Annotated in this window: 15 protein-coding genes and 1 pseudogene; 7 read left to right on the top strand and 9 right to left on the bottom strand. The window is 69.1% G+C overall.

The genetic code is table 11. The features are described 5' to 3' along the window. Positions 1 to 128: 128 nt before the first annotated feature. Positions 129 to 878 (bottom strand): Tellurium resistance, encoded by a 750-nt coding sequence (locus MTQ01_RS08810; RefSeq protein WP_374207658.1) that lies wholly within the window; start codon positions 876 to 878, stop codon positions 129 to 131. 176 nt (positions 879 to 1,054) lie between these two features. Then, positions 1,055 to 2,203, bottom strand: coding sequence for a DUF475 domain-containing protein (locus MTQ01_RS08805; RefSeq protein ID WP_247488320.1), 1,149 nt, complete (start codon positions 2,201 to 2,203; stop codon positions 1,055 to 1,057). On the opposite strand from MTQ01_RS08805, the gene MTQ01_RS08800 reads away from it, so the two are divergent. Next, a complete protein-coding gene (locus MTQ01_RS08800) occupies positions 2,148 to 2,303 on the top strand; it encodes a hypothetical protein (protein ID WP_247489238.1) in 156 nt (51 codons plus the stop codon). The genes MTQ01_RS08805 and MTQ01_RS08800 overlap by 56 nt on opposite strands. Here MTQ01_RS08800 and MTQ01_RS08795 read toward each other — a convergent pair. The 4 genes from MTQ01_RS08795 to MTQ01_RS08780 form a co-directional block, all read right to left on the bottom strand. Beyond that, positions 2,290 to 2,868, bottom strand: a complete 579-nt coding sequence (locus MTQ01_RS08795; RefSeq protein ID WP_247488318.1) for a TerD family protein — start codon at positions 2,866 to 2,868, stop codon at positions 2,290 to 2,292. The genes MTQ01_RS08800 and MTQ01_RS08795 overlap by 14 nt on opposite strands. A 174-nt stretch (positions 2,869 to 3,042) precedes the next feature. Further along, a complete protein-coding gene (locus MTQ01_RS08790; protein WP_247488317.1) occupies positions 3,043 to 3,618 on the bottom strand; it encodes a TerD family protein in 576 nt (191 codons plus the stop codon). A gap of 108 nt (positions 3,619 to 3,726) precedes the next feature. Next, the gene (locus MTQ01_RS08785; protein ID WP_247488315.1) at positions 3,727 to 4,185 is read right to left on the bottom strand and encodes a peroxiredoxin; all 459 of its coding nucleotides are present in this window, start codon (positions 4,183 to 4,185) and stop codon (positions 3,727 to 3,729) included. A 303-nt stretch (positions 4,186 to 4,488) separates the two neighbouring features. Then, positions 4,489 to 4,929 carry a DUF3052 domain-containing protein gene (locus MTQ01_RS08780; protein WP_211041986.1) on the bottom strand — a complete coding sequence of 147 codons (441 nt, stop codon included), beginning with the start codon at positions 4,927 to 4,929 and terminating at the stop codon, positions 4,489 to 4,491. A 581-nt stretch (positions 4,930 to 5,510) separates the two neighbouring features. Here MTQ01_RS08780 and aceE point away from each other — a divergent pair. Further along, positions 5,511 to 8,243, top strand: coding sequence for a pyruvate dehydrogenase (acetyl-transferring), homodimeric type (gene aceE, locus MTQ01_RS08775; RefSeq protein ID WP_247488313.1), 2,733 nt, complete (start codon positions 5,511 to 5,513; stop codon positions 8,241 to 8,243). A 269-nt stretch (positions 8,244 to 8,512) separates the two neighbouring features. Here aceE and MTQ01_RS08770 read toward each other — a convergent pair whose 3' ends face one another. Further along, positions 8,513 to 8,875, bottom strand: coding sequence for a peptidase inhibitor family I36 protein (locus tag MTQ01_RS08770; RefSeq protein ID WP_374207657.1), 363 nt, complete (start codon positions 8,873 to 8,875; stop codon positions 8,513 to 8,515). A gap of 574 nt (positions 8,876 to 9,449) precedes the next feature. On the opposite strand from MTQ01_RS08770, the gene MTQ01_RS08765 reads away from it, so the two are divergent. The 3 genes from MTQ01_RS08765 (at position 9,450) to MTQ01_RS08755 (ending at position 12,501) form a co-directional block, all read left to right on the top strand. Beyond that, positions 9,450 to 10,097, top strand: coding sequence for a TetR family transcriptional regulator (locus MTQ01_RS08765; protein WP_247488311.1), 648 nt, complete (start codon positions 9,450 to 9,452; stop codon positions 10,095 to 10,097). Between the two features lie 245 nt (positions 10,098 to 10,342). Next, positions 10,343 to 11,548, top strand: coding sequence for an alpha/beta hydrolase (locus MTQ01_RS08760; RefSeq protein WP_308294374.1), 1,206 nt, complete (start codon positions 10,343 to 10,345; stop codon positions 11,546 to 11,548). Positions 11,549 to 11,595: 47 nt separating this feature from the next. After that, the gene (locus tag MTQ01_RS08755) at positions 11,596 to 12,501 is read left to right on the top strand and encodes a DUF4429 domain-containing protein (protein WP_247488309.1); all 906 of its coding nucleotides are present in this window, start codon (positions 11,596 to 11,598) and stop codon (positions 12,499 to 12,501) included. A gap of 498 nt (positions 12,502 to 12,999) precedes the next feature. Here the strand turns inward: MTQ01_RS08755 and MTQ01_RS08750 are convergent. Then, positions 13,000 to 13,413, bottom strand: a pseudogene (locus MTQ01_RS08750) (MerR family transcriptional regulator); the annotation flags it as partial. Positions 13,414 to 13,715: 302 nt separating this feature from the next. On the opposite strand from MTQ01_RS08750, the gene MTQ01_RS08745 reads away from it, so the two are divergent. Then, complete coding sequence (locus tag MTQ01_RS08745) at positions 13,716 to 14,534, top strand: serine hydrolase (RefSeq protein WP_247488307.1); 819 nt, start codon at positions 13,716 to 13,718, stop codon at positions 14,532 to 14,534. A 152-nt stretch (positions 14,535 to 14,686) separates the two neighbouring features. Here MTQ01_RS08745 and MTQ01_RS08740 read toward each other — a convergent pair whose 3' ends face one another. Continuing rightward, entirely contained in the window at positions 14,687 to 15,400 is a 714-nt protein-coding gene (locus tag MTQ01_RS08740; protein ID WP_247488305.1) for a pirin family protein, read from the bottom strand. 71 nt (positions 15,401 to 15,471) lie between these two features. On the opposite strand from MTQ01_RS08740, the gene MTQ01_RS08735 reads away from it, so the two are divergent. Beyond that, the gene (locus tag MTQ01_RS08735; RefSeq protein WP_247488303.1) at positions 15,472 to 16,677 is read left to right on the top strand and encodes a helix-turn-helix domain-containing protein; all 1,206 of its coding nucleotides are present in this window, start codon (positions 15,472 to 15,474) and stop codon (positions 16,675 to 16,677) included. Positions 16,678 to 16,747 lie beyond the last annotated feature (70 nt).

Raw genomic sequence — 16,747 nt, 5'->3', positions numbered from 1 at the left:
GGGGCGCCACCGTACGGGCACGCCGGTACGGCCGGGCAGCCGCTTCGGTGCGGCGCCCGGCCGGTGGTCGCCCGGTTCGGTGGTCGCTCGGTCGGTCGGTGGTCGGTCGGCTGCCCGGCTGGGGGCGGTCAGCGTTTGCCGGTGGACTTGTAGCCGCGTCCCCAGGTCATGCCCCAGCCGTAGAGCCGGTCCAGATCCGCCTGGAAGCCGTACACATAACGGACTTCACGCCGGACCATGAGCTCACCGTCCTTGTTCTCGATCAGCATCACAGCGCAGGAGCGTGCCTGCGGCGCCCGCTCGGTGAGTCTGACCTCCACCTGCGGACCGTTGCTCGGCACCAGCGTGACGAGGGCGTTGGTGCGCTCGAAGGCAGGCGTGGCGTCGTAGACGTAGACGAAGATCAACAGCCGACTGAACTGCTCGCTCTGGTCGCAGTTGATGTAGAGGGTCTCCCCCGAGCCCGAGCCGAAACGGTCGTCCCCGGTGAGCTTGAGGTACGGGGGCTCGTTGAGGTCGCCGAGCAGATCGCCCAGCGGCTGGACGACCCCCTTGCGGCCGTCCTTGAGCTCGTAGAGGCAGGCAAGATCGAGGTCCACATTGACCATGCCCTGGGTGTGACCGGACACCGGCTCCGGCTTGAGCATCTGCAGCGGGTGCCGCAACGAGCCCTTGCGGCGCCGGCGTTCGTTCATGTCGGGCTGGCGCATCTGCCAGCTGAGATTGACGCGCATCGTGCCGCTGTCGGCGCCCTGCGCCGTGAGCGACATGGAGGGATTGCGCTTGGTCAGCTCCGTGGCATAGCCGGTGCCCACCATCTCGAAGCTCTGCCCTCTGGTCCCACCACCGGTGCGAAAGTGCTCCCACAGAGAGACCATGTGTGCCCCCAATTGTCCCGTCGCCGGATGCCCAACTGCCGCGGGGCGGCTGTCGGTTGGCTGTCCGGGAGGAACTTCTCCCGGCGCCGTCGACGGCCGCCCCGCACACAGGGTTCCGCATTCGAGGCTGTCTTTACACCCGGCTTTACCCGGTGTTCACACAGCGAGACGCGCAGCTACACGTCCGAGGTCACCTTGGCTCTCTCCGGGGCCTCTCCCCCGCCCCCGTCGTCGTCCCCGCGGTGCAGTTTGTTGTACCGGAGCGAGGAGGCGAACGAGAGGCCGATCAGCACCACTCCGAGCAGACCCGTGATGACCTCGCTGATCTCCCAACGGACCGTGATCAGCAGGATCGTCGCGAGCGCACCGATCGCGTAGTGCGCACCGTGCTCGAGGTAGACGTAGTCGTCCAGCGTGCCCTCGCGCACCAGGTAGACGGTGAGCGAACGGACGTACATCGCGCCGATGCCCAGACCGAGCGCCATCCAGAAGATGTGGTTGGTGACCGCGAAGGCACCGATCACACCGTCGAAGGAGAAGGAGGCGTCCAGCACTTCCAGGTAGAGGAAGAGGAAGAACGCCGCCTTGCCCGCGACACCCACCGCGGTGCGCTCCTTGCCGGAGCGGCGCGCGGCTTCCTCCGCCTCGTGCTCGCGCTCCTCCTCCTCTTCGAGCTTGCCCTCGAAGTGGCTGGAGAGTCCGTTGACCAGGAGGTAGGTGACCAGACCGGCGATACCGGCCAGCATCACCGTCGCGGACTTGTCCTCATGACCCCCGTACTGGTGCGCGACCGGCGCCATCACCACGGCGGTGCCCAGCAGCGCGATGAGTGCCAGGCAGACGGAGAGGCCGTCGACACCGCCGAGACGGGCCAGCGGACGCTCGATCCACGGCAGCCACTTGTGCTCCCGCTCCTCGAAGAGGAAGTTCAGGAAGATCATGAGCAGGAACATGCCACCGAAGGCGGCGATGCCCGGGTGAGCGTCCGTCACCATCTGCTCGTAGGTTTCCGCGTCGTTCATCGCCAGCTCGACGGCCTCGATCGGGCCCAGCTGGGCACTGATCGCCACGATCGCGACGGGGAACACCAGACGCATACCGAAGACAGCGATCAGAATTCCGATGGTGAGGAAGATCTTCTGCCAGAAGGCATTCATCTTCTTCAGCACACCGGCGTTGACCACGGCGTTGTCGAAGGACAACGAGATTTCCAGGATGGAGAGGATCGCCACGATGGCGAAGCCCTCCCACCCCCAGAAGTATGCTGCGATGGCCAAGCCAGCGGCGGTGACGCCGAAGGACCAGCCGAAGGTTCTCAGAACCACTGGTTACCCAATCTCTCTCATCGAGATCCCCCGCGCGCTCGAACCGCCGAACGGCGGGCCGCTTCAGGTCGTCAACGAAGCGCGCTTCACGAGACGTTGACTCCGAAGTCTAGGGCGATACCGCGAAGCCCCGACGCGTACCCCTGCCCGACTGCACGAAACTTCCACTCGCCGTTGTAGCGGTAGAGCTCGCCGAAGATCATCGCGGTCTCGCTGGAGGCGTCCTCGGTGAGGTCGTAACGGGCCAGCTCGTTCCCGTCGGCCTGGTTCAGCACGCGAATGTAGGCGCTGGTGACCTGCCCGAACGTCTGACGCCTGGCGTCCGCGTCGTGAATGGAGACGGGAAATACGATCTTGTCGACCTGCTGGGGCACCAGCGTGAGATCGACCAGCATCGTCTCGTCGTCGCCACCGCCGGTGCCGCCGACCAGCTCGTCACCGGTGTGCTCGACGGAGCCCTCCGGGCTCTTCAGGTTGTTGTAGAAGACGAAGTACTCGTCGCCGAGCACCCGGCCGCCCGCGCACAGCAGTGCGCTCGCGTCCAGGTCGAAATCCGCGCCCGTGGTGGCACGGGACTGCCAGCCGAGACCGACCTGGACCTGCGTCAGATTCGGCGCGGCCTTGGAAAGAGAGACATTGCCCCCCTTGGCGAGCGTGACACCCATCTCTGCTGCTTCCTCTCCCCGGTGTTGCCGCGATCAGTTGGTTGTACGTCACATTGCCCGGCGCCGCACACCTACCGCTTCGGGAGGTGTGCGGCGCCGGAAAGCCGTGACCGGACTCGGGCATCGACGACGCTGACGCGCCGCGAACGCCCCGCCCGGGTCTGCGTGCGTCGGTCAGACGTTGACGCCGAAGTCCTGGGCGATGCCGCGCAGGCCGGAGGCGTAGCCCTGGCCGATGGCACGGAACTTCCACTCCGCGCCGTGCCGGTAGAGCTCGCCGAAGACCATGGCCGTCTCGGTGGAGGCGTCCTCGGTGAGGTCGTAACGGGCCAGCTCGTTCCCGTCGGCCTGGTTGACCACGCGAATGTAGGCGTTGCGGACCTGACCGAAGCTCTGCTGGCGGGTCTCGGCCTCGTAGATGGAGACCGGGAAGACGATCTTCTCCACATCGGCCGGCACACCGGCGAGGTTGACCTTGATCGCCTCGTCGTCGCCGTCGCCCTCACCGGTGATGTTGTCACCGGTGTGCTCGACGGAACCGTCGGGGCTCTTCAGGTTGTTGAAGAAGACGAAGCTCTGGTCGTTCGCGACCTTGCCGGTGGCGTTGGTGAGCAGCGCACTGGCGTCCAGGTCGAAGTCGGCACCGGTGGTGGTGCGGGCGTCCCAGCCGAGACCGACGAGCACGGCGGTCAGGTTCGGGGCTTCCTTGGTCAGCGAGACGTTGCCGCCCTTGCTGAGGCTGACTCCCACGAATCCTCCTAGTAGATCGAAATGCGGAGCACTGCGTGCCCCCGTTCACGGATGCCTGTGGTGGTAACGAATCGATCCTAATGATCGGTTCCCGCTCGCACCCAGGCCTTACAGGCTCTTGAGCGCCTGTACGTACTCGTTCAGGTCACGCGCGTCCGGCAGTCCGTTGGTGACGGTCCAGCGCACGACTCCCTCCTTGTCGAGGATGAAGGTGCCGCGCACCGCGCAGCCCTTCTCCTCGTCGAAGACGCCGTACTCCCGCGACACCCGGCCGTGCGGCCAGAAGTCCGACAGCAGGGGGTAGTCGAGCCCCTCCTGCTCCGCGAAGACGCGCAGCGAGAAGGGCGAGTCGTTCGAGACCGCGAGCAGCTGGACGTCCTCGTTCACGAAGTGCGGCAGCTCGTCGCGCAGAGCGCACAGCTCGCCGGTGCACACCCCGGTGAAAGCGAACGGGTAGAAGAGCAGTACGACGTTCTTCTCGCCCCGGAAGTCCGAGAGCGACACCGATTCGCCGTGCTGGTTCCTCAGTTCGAAGTCCGGCGCCTTCGTACCAACCTCGACCTGCATCGAGTGCGTTCCCTCCCGTAGCGACCCAAAGTGACGGACTCCACCCTATGCCCGGGCGCCCGGGGACACAGAGCGCCCCCGAGGTGGTCTCGGGGGCGCTCTGTGTCCGGGCTGCACGCGGACGACGTCGGAGCACTCCGGGAATCACGGGAGTGCGCCGAGTCGATGAGGTGGCTCGTCGAGCGCTCGACAGCTCGCTCTGCCGGCCACTCTTGCGCTACGTGGGCAGCTCCGGTGCTCCGTCGAGTCGACGGGCTCGGCGAGGATCGATCCGCCGGCGGGAGGGCCGGCCTGTCGGCCTGATCAGCTCTTGCCCGAACGGCTCGCGTTGGGCGTGACCAGACGGCTGCCGGTCCAGTCCTTGCCGACGTTGAACGGCTTCGTCTGCTGGAGTCCGGCTGTCTGCGCGGCCTCACCGATCTCGCTCGCCACGACGAAGCCGTCACGGCCCGTCTTGGGAGTCATCAGCCAGATCGGGGACCCGTCGTCCACCAGCGAGATGGCGTCCACCAGCGCGTCCGTCAGGTCGCCGTCGTCCTCTCGGAACCACAGGACTACAGCATCGGCGAGGTCGTCGTAGTCCTCATCCACCAGCTCGTTGCCGGAGATGGCCTCGATTCCCTCACGAAGTGCCTGCTCGGTGTCGTCGTCGTAGCCGAGCTCCTGGACCACCTGTCCGGGCTGGATCCCCAGCCTCACGGCGGGGTTGGTCCGCTCCTCCGCGTGGTCCGCGGTCGCGCTCACGGATTGCCTCCTACTCATGTTGCGAAAGTACCTGTGCCCTTGCGTAAGCGCGAGATCTCCCGCGAGAACGCATAGTGCTTCGCCGTAGTCCACACGTGCCAGGCGAATCGCGCAAGTACCCGGCAGCCTGACCGGGCCGGACGCACCTCTCCCCGGCCGCCCGGAGGCACTGTGCACACACCTCCGCGACCGCCGCCGGAGAAATACGTTCAGGGAAGAGTAAAAAGCATTCGGTAACGAACTCCGCACCCAACGGAGTTGACAGGTGCCCTTAATTTCGGCACTCCGCACCGAGACGCCCGAGACGAGTGAACCGGACTCTCGCCGCCCTTCTCCGTGAGGCTCAGCGAGGGTGTGCGCAATTCGTTTCCACTGCCTTCACCACGCCGCGCACAACGAGCTCTCCCGGCGCCCGCGTAGGCTTCCTCCGACCGGGCCCACGGCCCTGGCAGGGCCGGCCCGCGCGAATTGAAGCGTCCCCTGCGGTTACCCCTGAGTAAAGGTGACGTACGCGGCCCATCGGTCCACGATGGGAGTCGGCGCGATACCAGCAGAGCACCACCAACCAGCAAAGGAACAGCGTGGCTTCCGGATCAGATCGCACCCCGATCATCATTGGCGGCCTTCCCAGCCAGGTCCCCGACTTCGACCCCGAAGAGACCGCCGAATGGCTCGAGTCGCTCGACGCGGCGGTGGACGAACGCGGCCGGGAGCGTGCCCGCTACCTGATGCTCCGCCTCATCGAGCGCGCCCGCGAGCAGCGGGTCGCCGTGCCCGAGATGCGCAGCACCGACTACGTCAACACCATCGCCACGGCCGCCGAGCCGTACTTCCCGGGCAATGAGGAGATCGAGCGCAAGGTCCTCAACGCCACCCGCTGGAACGCCGCGGTGATGGTCTCCCGGGCGCAGCGCCCCGGGATCGGTGTCGGTGGGCACATCGCGACCTTCGCCTCCTCCGCCTCCCTCTACGACGTGGGCTTCAACCACTTCTTCCGGGGCAAGGACGGCGGGGACGGCGGCGACCAGGTCTTCTTCCAGGGCCACGCCTCGCCCGGTATCTATGCGCGCGCCTTCCTGCTGGACCGGCTCACCGAGCAGAACCTCGACGGCTTCCGGCAGGAGAAGTCCAAGGCGCCGCACGGGCTTTCCAGTTATCCGCATCCGCGCTCGATGCCGGACTTCTGGGAGTTCCCCACGGTGTCGATGGGCCTCGGTCCGATCGGTGCGATCTTCCAGGCTCGGATGAACCGTTACATGGAAGCCCGCGGTATCGCCGACACCTCCGCCTCGCACGTCTGGGCCTTCCTCGGCGACGGAGAGATGGACGAGCCCGAGTCCCTGGGCCAGCTGACCATCGCCGCCCGGGAGAACCTCGACAACCTCACCTTCGTCGTCAACTGCAATCTCCAGCGGCTGGACGGGCCGGTGCGCGGCAACGGCAAGGTCATCCAGGAGCTGGAGTCCGTCTTCCGCGGCGCCGGCTGGAACGTGATCAAGCTGATCTGGGACCGGTCGTGGGACCCGCTGCTGGCCCAGGACCGTGACGGCGCCCTGGTCAACAAGCTCAACGCCACCCCGGACGGGCAGTTCCAGACCTACGCGACCGAGACCGGCGAGTACATCAGGGACCACTTCTTCGGGGGCGACCGCCGGCTGCGCTCCATGGTCGAGAACATGACCGACGAGCAGATCCTCCACCTGGGTCGCGGCGGCCACGACCACCGCAAGGTCTATGCGGCCTACAAGGCCGCCAAGGAGCACAAGGGCCAGCCGACGGTGATCCTGGCGCAGACCGTCAAGGGCTGGACCCTGGGCCCGAACTTCGAGGGCCGCAACGCCACCCACCAGATGAAGAAGCTCACGGTCGAGGACCTCAAGCGCTTCCGGGACCGGCTGCGGCTGCCGATCCCCGACAAGGCGCTCGAGGACGGCGTCCCGCCCTATTACCACCCGGGTCGCGACTCCGACGAGATCCAGTACATGCACGACCGCAGGCAGGAGCTCGGTGGCTATGTGCCCACCCGTGTCGACCGCTCCAAGCCGCTGACACTGCCCGGCGAGAAGACCTACGCGGCGATTCGCAAGGGCTCGGGCTCTCAGCAGATCGCCACCACGATGGCCTTCGTGCGGCTCCTCAAGGACCTGATGCGGGACAAGGAGATCGGCAAACGCTTCGTGCTGATCGCGCCGGACGAGTACCGCACCTTCGGCATGGACTCCTTCTTCCCGTCGGCGAAGATCTACAACCCGCTGGGGCAGACCTACGAGTCCGTCGACCGGGAGCTGCTGCTCGCCTACCGCGAGTCGCCGCAGGGCCAGATGCTGCACGACGGCATCTCCGAGGCCGGCTGCACCGCGTCCCTGATCGCCGCGGGCTCCGCGCACGCCACCCACGGTGAGCCGCTGATCCCGATCTACGTCTTCTACTCGATGTTCGGCTTCCAGCGGACCGGCGACCAGTTCTGGCAGATGGCGGACCAGCTTGCGCGCGGCTTCGTCCTGGGCGCCACCGCGGGACGCACGACGCTCACCGGGGAGGGCCTGCAACACGCCGACGGCCACTCTCAGTTGCTCGCTTCCACCAACCCGGCCTGCGTCGCCTACGACCCCGCCTTCGGCTTCGAGATCGCGCACATCGTCAAGGACGGTCTGCGTCGGATGTACGGCGAGAACGCCGAGGACGTCTTCTACTACCTCACGGTCTACAACGAGCCGGCTCAGCAGCCCGCCGAGCCCCAGGACGTGGACGTCGAGGGCATCCTCAAGGGGCTGCACCGCTATCGGCCCGGCACCGACGGCGAGCTGCCCGCGCAGATCCTGGCCTCCGGCGTCGCCCTGCCGTGGGCGCTGGAGGCCCAGCAGATCCTTGCCGAGGAGTGGAACGTCAAGGCCGACGTCTGGTCCGCGACCTCGTGGAACGAGCTGCGCCGCGACGCGGTGGAGGCCGAGCAGCACAATCTGCTGCGCCCGGACGAGGAGCAGCGCACGCCCTATGTGACGCGCAAGCTGGAGGGCTCGCAGGGGCCGTTCGTGGCGGTGTCGGACTGGATGAGGTCCGTGCCCGACCAGATCGCCCGCTGGGTCCCGGGGAGCTACCAGTCCCTGGGCGCCGACGGCTTCGGCTTCGCGGACACCCGGGGCGCAGCGCGTCGGTACTTCCACATCGACGCACACTCCATCGTGCTCGGAGTGCTCTCGGAGCTCGCCCGCGCGGGGCAGATCGACCGCTCGGCGCCGAAGCAGGCGATCGACCGCTACCGGCTGCTCGACGTCGGTGCCGCCGATCCCGGCCCGGCCGGCGGCGACGCCTGAGAAGGCACTGCGCAGCAGCGCGTCAAGACGGAGTGGGCCCGGTCGCCCGGAGCACGGTGCGGTCGGGCCCCTCCGCTGTGTGCATTCGCTTCGCTGTGGCCGAGAAGCGCAGCGGCAGCTCGGGGCAGCAGTGCGAGACTCCGGGCAAGCCCGGTGGCAGGCCCGCCGACCGGCGGAGGGCCCGAGGCGCAGGAATCGGCGGAACGTGCGCGAGCGGCGGCACCGACCGGCGGACGCATACCGTGCGACGGCCTGAAGCCCGCGCCCCATCAGCGCTCCCAGAGGGTGAACGCGCGGACGGTGTAGGGCGCTTCGGGCACCCAGGACCCGGACGGATAGGTACTGAAATCGCCGGTCGTGTCGCACACGGCGCTCTGGTAGACGGTGACCGGACGGCCGGTGCGGTTCACCAGCGAGCCGGCCGTCGTCCCCTTCGGAAGCGGGGTGCACTCCTCGGTGGTGAGGCCGAGCAGCTCGTGGTGGGTGCGTGGGCCGCCGTAGTCGGCGCGGGGCCACAGACACAGCTCGCCGGCCGCGCACTCCGCCGCCGGCGGTGAACCGGCACGCGCCGCACCCGGCAGTGCGAAGAGGGTCGCCGTCGTCCACACGATCACCACCAGCAGCCGTGCCACCCGAGCACCGCTTCGGCGTGCGACTGCCGACAGCCGGCGGTCCGGCGCCGAACGCCCCGCCGCCGGCAGCCGGTTGGCGAGGCGCCGGGCAAGCCCGGCCGCGCGAGCGGGAGTTCGCGGACGGCGGCGTGACTGCGATTCGGAGAAGGACTGGGCACCGGGCCCAACGGCGGCGTGCGGGACGGGCTGTGGGACGGAGCGCGGATCGCGGAGCGGAGTGCAGCGCGCGGCCTGCTGCCGGCTGCGGTGCGGGGCGTGCTGCGGGGTGCGCTGCGTGCGGGTGTGCATCCTCTCGGTGTGCATCCTCTCGGTGTGCATCCAGCGGGTGTGCATCGTTTCGGTGCGCTGTGTACGGGTCGGCTGCACGGCGGTGTCCCTTCGTGGTCCTCGAAGCTGCTTGCCGACCTCAGAGTCCGGCCGTGCGAGGCGATCACCAAGGGATCCGGGCTTCGTTCACCGGTACGGATGGTGGAGTTGTGCACAACTCATGAGTAATCCACAGCGACAACCGGGTGGCACATTCGTGCGAGCCGACGCGGCTAGAGTTGATCAGCACAGCAAGGGAGGTGAGCGGGTGGCCGGCCTGCGCGAACTCAAGAAGCAGCAGACCAGGGACGCCCTCATCCGCGCGGCGCACGAGCTCTTCGTGTCGCGGGGTTACGAGAGGACCACCGTCGAGGAGATCGCAAGTGCGGTGGATGTGTCGGAGCGCACCTTCTTCCGCTACTTCGCGGGCAAGGAGGACGTCGTTTTCGCCCTCCAGGAGACCGTGGAGGAGCAGTTCCTCACACTGCTGCGAGGTCGTCCCGCTCATGAGCCTCCGCTCGTGGCGCTGAGAGCGACTCTCGAGGAAGTCCTGGAGCGGGTCGGGGAGTCGGTCGCCGCGGTCATCCCGATCGATCTGCACCTGCGGATGTGGCAGCTCATCGAGACGACCCCCGCTCTCATCGCGGTGCAGTCCTGGCGGAGCCTGGAGACCGAGGAGCGGTTGGCCCGGGCGATCGCCGAGCGAGCGGGGACGAGCGTGGAGGACGATCCGCGCCCGCGGGTGCTGGTCGGCGCGTTCTTCGGCGTGCTGCGGATCGCGATGCAGCAGTGGGGACAGAGCGAGGACGCCACCGTGACAGGAGCGATGCGCCAGGCCCGTAGCTTCCTCGATCACATACCCAGCGTCTTCGAGCCCGGTTGGGCCCCGCAGCCGCAGACCTCGCCGACCTCGTGAGCCACGAGCGGCTGCTGCGACCGCCGCGGGGCATCCGGGCAGGATGGGCCGGACCGCACACAGCGAAACGCATCACACGCACCAACAGCCGCCACACGCACTGCCATGCATCTCACGCATCACCTGCACGCAGCCGACCAAGCAACTGACAACCGCCGGACAACAACTACGGGGAATGTGAGGCGAGTCACGACTCCCGCCGAGTCGACGACGGCGTCTCCTATGGTGTGCCTCCAGTGACCTCTTTGCGCAGACGAATGGACCTCAGCAATCCGCTCGCCGGCCTCGCCGTGCCGCACAGCGGCGAGCGCGCCGGTACCGGATGGCGCGTAGCCCTGACCATCGCCGTGGTCTTCGTGCTTCTCGCGACGGCCGGTTGGACGGCGGTGCAGAACCAGCACCGGCTGCCCAGCCCGCGCGAGGCCGCACTCTCCGTCTGGGCGGAGAGCTCCCTCGAAGGGCGCCCGCTGCCGGACCCGGAAGCAAGGCCCGCGGAGGTGCGTCGGTTCTTCCGCTCTCTGAGCACCAACGAGCAGCGCGGCCTCGCCGAGGAGCACCCGCTGATCGTCGGAAACCTCAACGGCGTTCCGGTGCGGCTGCGTTACGAAGCGAACCGGCTCGCGCTGCACCGGGCGGTCGCCGTCGAGCGCGAGCGCAAGACGGACGAACGGCTCACCGAGGCCGGGCAGCACGACGCCGGGCGCAGGATGAACAGGTTCACCTCGCTCCTGGAGGGCGACCGGCAGATCCTCGCCTTCGACCCGACCGGTCGCGGCCGTGCCGCGGAGGTCTTCGGGAACCTCGAGAAGGCCGAGCGGGTCTCGGTGATAGTCCCCGGTGTGGACACCGAGTTGCTGACGTTCGAGCGCACCCAGCTGAAGTACACCGCCCCGGTCGGTATGGCGCAGGCCGTCTACGAAAGCGGCAGGAGACAGGCGCCCGAGGTCGGCACGGCCACGATCGCCTGGGCCGACTACACGGCGCCGCGCGGTGTGGGGATGAGCGCCGCCACCGGCGACCTCGCCGAGGACGGCGCGACCCGGCTCAACGAACTGCTGCGGGCGCTGCCCGGCGATTCGACGGTGGCGCTGATGTGTCACAGCTACGGCTCCGTGGTCTGCGGTGTGGCCGGGCCCAGGAGTCCGGCGAGGGTGACGGACGTGGTCGTCGCAGGCAGCCCGGGCATGCGTCTGGACAGTGCGTCCGAGCTGGGCGGGAGCCGCAGGCTGTGGGCGATGCGCGCGCAGGGCGACTGGATCGCCGATGTTCCCCATCTGAACTTCGGCGGTATCGGCCACGGTGCGGATCCCGCCGAGCCGGGGTTCGGGTCGCGCCGTCTGGCCACCGCGGACGCCTCGGGCCACACCGCGTACTTCGAGCCGGGGACAGGTGCTCTGGCCAACCTTGCGGCCGTCGGAACCGGTAGCTACGGCTCCACTACCTCCTGGTAAACGCGGATGGTCCCGGAGACGGGACTCGCGGCCGACCGCCGCATACGATGGGCCGCATGGGTGACGTACTGGCTGGAATTCACTCCTCCTGGGAGTTCGACACAGACTCCGTGCTCATCCGCTTCGAACGGGGGATCCGCACGCCCAAGCTGTTCCACGTGCTGGGCGAACGCCGCATCCCCTACGAGGCGTTGAGCGGCGCAGAGCTGCTGCCCGGAACCAGACGCGGGACGGTCGTGCTTCGTCTGACCCCGCGCGTCGGCGCCGACCCGCTGGTGGACGCGGCCGGAAGTCAGCTCAAGGAGAGGTGCGACCCGTATCGGCTGGTTCTCCCGGCGGACCGGGAGGTGCTGGCCGAGTACTACCTGGGCGAGCTGCGGAGCATGCTGCCCGCCGACCGCAGTGAGCCTGCGGAGCGCTATCTCGTCGACGCCCCGCAGGCTCCGCTGAGCTTCAAGGGTTACGACGGCAAGGCCGCGTTCGACGGCCGGTCGGTGACCTTCCGCTGGTTCTGGACCGGCGCCTCCTCCGCGAAGTGGAAAGCCGGCGACCAGCGGTTCCAGGTAAGCGAGCTCAGCGACGTCGAGTGGCGCTCTCCCGAGGTCTTCAACGGCTACCTCCGACTGCTCCCGCACGGCACGAAGGAGGAGCAGGAGAAGCCGGAGCCGGAGCACGACCCGTTCGCGATCGTCTTCGGGCTCGGTTACGGGCTGGTGCACGAGTCGCTGCCGTTGGCGGCGGCGGTGCTGGCAGCGGTCCGGGCCGCGGAACCGGCATCGGTGCGCAGCCTCGACAAGGCCCGATGTTCGATCGGCGGTGCGGATGAGCCCGTGCGTTCCGATCCCGCCGATATCGCCGAGCGCATACGGCACCTGGGAGAACTGCACTCGGCGGGGCTGCTGACCGACAAGGAGTTCGCGGGCAAGAAGGCGGAGCTGCTCGCCGAGCTGTGAGCCGCTGCTGAGTCCGGCCCGCGCAGAAGCGTCGGCCGTCCGCGGGCGAACGCCGGTCACCGGATCGCGACAGCACCAAACATTTCCCGGCAGCTGCGGGTGCCGTCCCTTTCGGACCGCCCGGGCGAGCCCTCGGCCGGGCCGGGCAGCCGGTCGCGTCACCGCCTCGGAAGAGGTGCCGCTCCCGAGGACATGTCCCGGCCGACGATGTGCACCGCCGGGCTTCGAGCCGCTGCCGGCCCGGGTCCGTGGGCCCAGCTCATGCGCCTGCAGCCCAGGCCCTGGGCACCGACCGCCGGCCCGCCCGGCCGAGGCGAGTGGTGGGAAGCGCGGTCGCGGTCATGCGTTCTGCCGCCGACTCGGCGACGCACAGGCGGCCCCACGGCGGTCGATCCCGTCCCCACGGCAGTCGATCCCGTCCTCGGGACGGTCGACCCCGGTCTCATGGCACTCGGCACCGGGCTCGTATCGGCCGCTTCCGGACTCGCGGCGGTCGATCTTGGACTCGTAGTGGTTGATCTTGTAATCGAGGACGGCCATGGTCTCCCGAAGCCCCGCGATCTTCCGCTGTGCTTCCTCGCGGGTGCGGCTGAGCAGCAACAGGCGCTCCCGCAGGGTCGCCTCACCGGCCCTGATCAGCTCGGCGTAGCGCACCATGTCGGCGACCGCCATACCCGTGAGGCGCAGCTTTGCGACCAGGTCGAGCCACTCCATGTCCCGGTCGGAGAACCGGCGTTGGCCGGTGTGGGTGCGGTCGATGTGCGGCATCAGCCCGATGCGTTCGTACCAGCGCAGCGTGTGCGCGCTCAGGCCGGTCCGCTCGGCCACCTCGCTGATGGTGTAGCGGGGCCGGTCGCCGGGTTCGTCCGAAGTCTGCTGATGGACCTGCCGGTTCGGGCCCGGCTGCGTCATCGTCATGGCGACGACGCTAGAGCCTTCGAGTGCACTCCAGGCAAGCGGGTGATTCCACCCACGGCGGCGGCCTCGCGACGGGCCGGTGCGCACGGCGGAACGGGGCGGGACGGGACAGGTCGTGGGGCGACGCGGGGGCAGGCGTGGCGTGCGCGCGGGGGCGGACGCGGGGTGCCGCGCGGGACGGGGAGCGCCGGAGAGTGACGGGAGCGCGGCGAAACGGCAGCCGTGCCGGGGAGTTGGACGGATCGTGTGACGGAGCGCGCGCGGGCCTGTCGGAGGTGCGCGTTAGGCTCGACGCCATGGACAGCCTGCGCAGAATCGACAGCTGGCCGGTCACCACCGCTGCTGCCGCCGTGGTGCGGAGCAGCGGCGAGGTCGTCGGCACGCACGGTCCCACCGACCACCGCTTCACGCTCGCCTCGGTGACCAAACCGCTGGCGGCGTACGCCGTGCTGGTCGGCGTCGAGGAGGGCGCGGTGGAGTTGGACGAGCCCGCGGGGCCCGAGGGCTCGACGGTGCGGCATCTGCTGGCGCACGCCTCCGGGCTCGCCGTCGACGAGCCGACGGTCAAGGCGGCGCCCGGCACCCGGCGGATCTACACCAACGCCGGTTTCGAGGTGCTGGGCGACCATCTTGCCCGCGCCACCGGCATCCCGTTCGCCGAGTACCTGCACCAGGGCGTGCTGGAGCCGTTGGGCATGAGTTCGACGGAGCTGCGGGGTTCCCCGGCTCGTGCGGGTGTCTCCACCGTCGCGGACATGGCCCTGTTCGCCGCCGAGTTGCAGGCGCCGCGGTTGCTCGCACCGCAGACCCTCGCGGAGGCCACCGAGGTCGCCTTCCCCTCGTTGCGCGGCGTGCTGCCCGGGTACGGCCCGCAGACCCCCAACGACTGGGGCCTGGGTTTCGAGATCCGCGACCACAAGTCGCCGCACTGGACGGGCAGTTCCTCCTCGCCTCGCACCTTCGGGCACTTCGGCCAGGACGGCACCTTCCTCTGGGTCGATCCGGAGGCGGGCGCCGCCTGTGTGGCGCTGGCGGACCGGCCCTTCGGGCAGTGGGCCATCGAGGCGTGGCCGCCGCTGACCGACGCGGTCCTGGCGGAGCTGCGGGCGGGCTGACCTCCTCCGGCCGGCCCGGGGCCGACCAGCCCCTGGCCGGGCACACCGGCCGGGTCCCACACGGGCGTGCTCCCCGCGGGCACGCCCGTGTGTCACAGCGCGGACGGCAGCGCTTACGGCTGCGGAAGCGCCGAAGCGCCGCCGCTCCGGAGTCAGCCGTAGGTCGGTTCGGTGTGCATCTCCCACACCAGGCACTCCGCTCCGCCCCTGGCCACCGCGAACAGCTCCGCGCCGCCCGTGATCCGGGCTGCGTCGCCGGCGGCCAGGCGTGCCGGTTCGGCGCTGCCGGCGCCGGAGGCGAGGGCCGATTCGGCAGGGAGCACGTCGAGTTGGCCGCGGACCACGTGGAGGTACCGCCAGGGCGCCGCGGGCAGCGCGCTTCGTTCGCCGTCGACGAGACGGCGGGTGTGCAGCACCGACTCGGAACGAGGCAGGGCGTACGGCGTGCCGTCCGAGATGCCGCGCACGATCTCGTACTCCGGCGGCACCCCGAAGACGCCGGGGACGAGCCACATCTGCAGAAAGCGCAGTGGCACATCGGCGTCGTTGCGCTCGACGTGGCGTACGCCGGAACCGGCGCTGAGCCGCTGCACGTCGCCGGGGAGCACCGTGCTGGTGCGGCCGGTGGAGTCGCGGTGGGTGAGCTCGCCCTCGACCACCCAGGTCACGATGTCCAGATCCCGGTGCGGGTGCTCGGCGAATCCGGCTCCGGGCGCCAGCAGCTCTTCGTTGCAGGCGACCAGCAGGCCGAAACCGGTGTTCGCCGGGTCGTAGTGTCCGGAGAAGGAGAAGGCGTGCCGGGTGTGGATGCCGGAGTCGCCGTCGCCTCCCGCGTACCGTTCGTCAGCTCTGTGGACCCTCAGCATGTGACCAACCGTACTGCCGCCCCCGCAGCCCCCGGGCGCTTCATCGCGCTGCGATGAGGCAGGCTTGTCCCGTGTCCGATTCAGCTGAGTCCACGCCCCCGCCCGCCTCGGAGCATCCGCACGCCGCCACGCTGCGGCGGCTGGAGCACTCCTCGGGGAAGCTCGCCGCCGCCGCGATCGCGCAGATGGACGACCAGCTCTCCTGGTATCGCGCGATGCCGCCCGAACACCGGTCGTGGATCGGGTTGGTCGCGCAGGCGGGCATCGCGGCGTTCACGGAGTGGTTCCGCCGTCCCGAGACACCGCAGGCGATCAGCACCGATGTGTTCGGCACCGCGCCGCGCGAGCTGACCAGGGCGATCACTCTGCGTCAGACGGTGGAGATGGTGCGGACGACGATCGAGGTCATGGAGTCCGCGATCCACGAGGTCGCGGCGCCGGGCGACGAGGCGGTGCTCAAGGAGGCTCTGCTCGTCTACTCGCGCGAGATCGCCTTCGCCACCGCCCAGGTGTACGCGCAGGCGGCCGAGGCTCGCGGCGCGTGGGACGCCAGGCTGGAGTCGCTGGTGGTCAATGCGGTGCTCTCCGGCGAAGCCGATGAGGGGACCGTCTCGCGGGCGGCTGCGCTGGGCTGGGACTCCCCCGAGCATGTGGCGGTGGTGCTGGGCAACGCCCCCGACGGTGACAACGAGTTGACCGTCGAGGCGATCCGCCGGGCCGCCCGGCAGGCGAAACTCCATGTGCTCACCGGGGTGCTCGGCGACCGGCTGGTCGTGATCGCGGGCGGTTCGGACGAGCCGTTGCGCACCGCGAAGTCCCTGATCGGCCCGTTCGCGGCGGGACCTGTGGTCGCCGGACCGGTGGTGGGCGACCTGCTGTCGGCGACCCGTTCCGCGCAGGCCGCGGCGGCCGGTCTGCGGGCGAGCGCCGCGTGGCCGGACGCCCCTCGCCCGGTGCTCGCGGACGATCTTCTGCCGGAGCGCGCCATGGCGGGTGATCCCACTGCCAGGGCGCTTCTGGTGGAGGAGATCTACAGACCGCTGGAAGAAGCGGGCTCGGCGCTGTTGGAGACGTTGAGTGTCTACCTGGAGCAGGCCAGCAGTTTGGAAGGCGCCGCCCGGATGCTCTTCGTCCACCCCAACACCGTGCGCTACCGGCTGCGACGCGTGACTGACGTCACCGGCTGGTCGCCTTCGGACGTCCGCTCGGCATTCACTCTCCGTATTGCCTTGATTCTGGGGCGACTTGTCGACGGGGAGAGCCAATCGACGGCGTGAATACGCCCTTTGTGGAGGCTGCACAATTCCCCTGACCGTTCTTCGTTCCGGTCCTCACCGGCAGCCACAG

This window comes from Streptomyces sp. XM4193 (assembly GCF_023072595.1).
In the GTDB taxonomy this organism is placed as follows: Bacteria; Actinomycetota; Actinomycetes; order Streptomycetales; family Streptomycetaceae; genus Streptomyces.
This window is presented reverse-complemented; position numbering and strand designations above follow the sequence as displayed.

Bases quoted from the DNA above. Each gene is read 5' to 3' on its own strand.
- MTQ01_RS08795 (WP_247488318.1), bottom strand. From the start codon at position 2,868: ATGGGTGTCACGCTCGCCAAGGGGGGCAATGTCTCTCTTTCCAAGGCC.
- MTQ01_RS08810 (WP_374207658.1), bottom strand. From the start codon at position 878: ATGGTCTCTCTGTGGGAGCACTTTCGCACCGGTGGTGGGACCAGAGGG.
- MTQ01_RS08800 (WP_247489238.1), top strand. From the start codon at position 2,148: ATGGCCAAGCCAGCGGCGGTGACGCCGAAGGACCAGCCGAAGGTTCTC.
- MTQ01_RS08740 (WP_247488305.1), bottom strand. From the start codon at position 15,400: ATGCTGAGGGTCCACAGAGCTGACGAACGGTACGCGGGAGGCGACGGC.
- MTQ01_RS08785 (WP_247488315.1), bottom strand. From the start codon at position 4,185: ATGCAGGTCGAGGTTGGTACGAAGGCGCCGGACTTCGAACTGAGGAAC.
- MTQ01_RS08745 (WP_247488307.1), top strand. From the start codon at position 13,716: ATGGACAGCCTGCGCAGAATCGACAGCTGGCCGGTCACCACCGCTGCT.
- MTQ01_RS08755 (WP_247488309.1), top strand. From the start codon at position 11,596: ATGGGCCGCATGGGTGACGTACTGGCTGGAATTCACTCCTCCTGGGAG.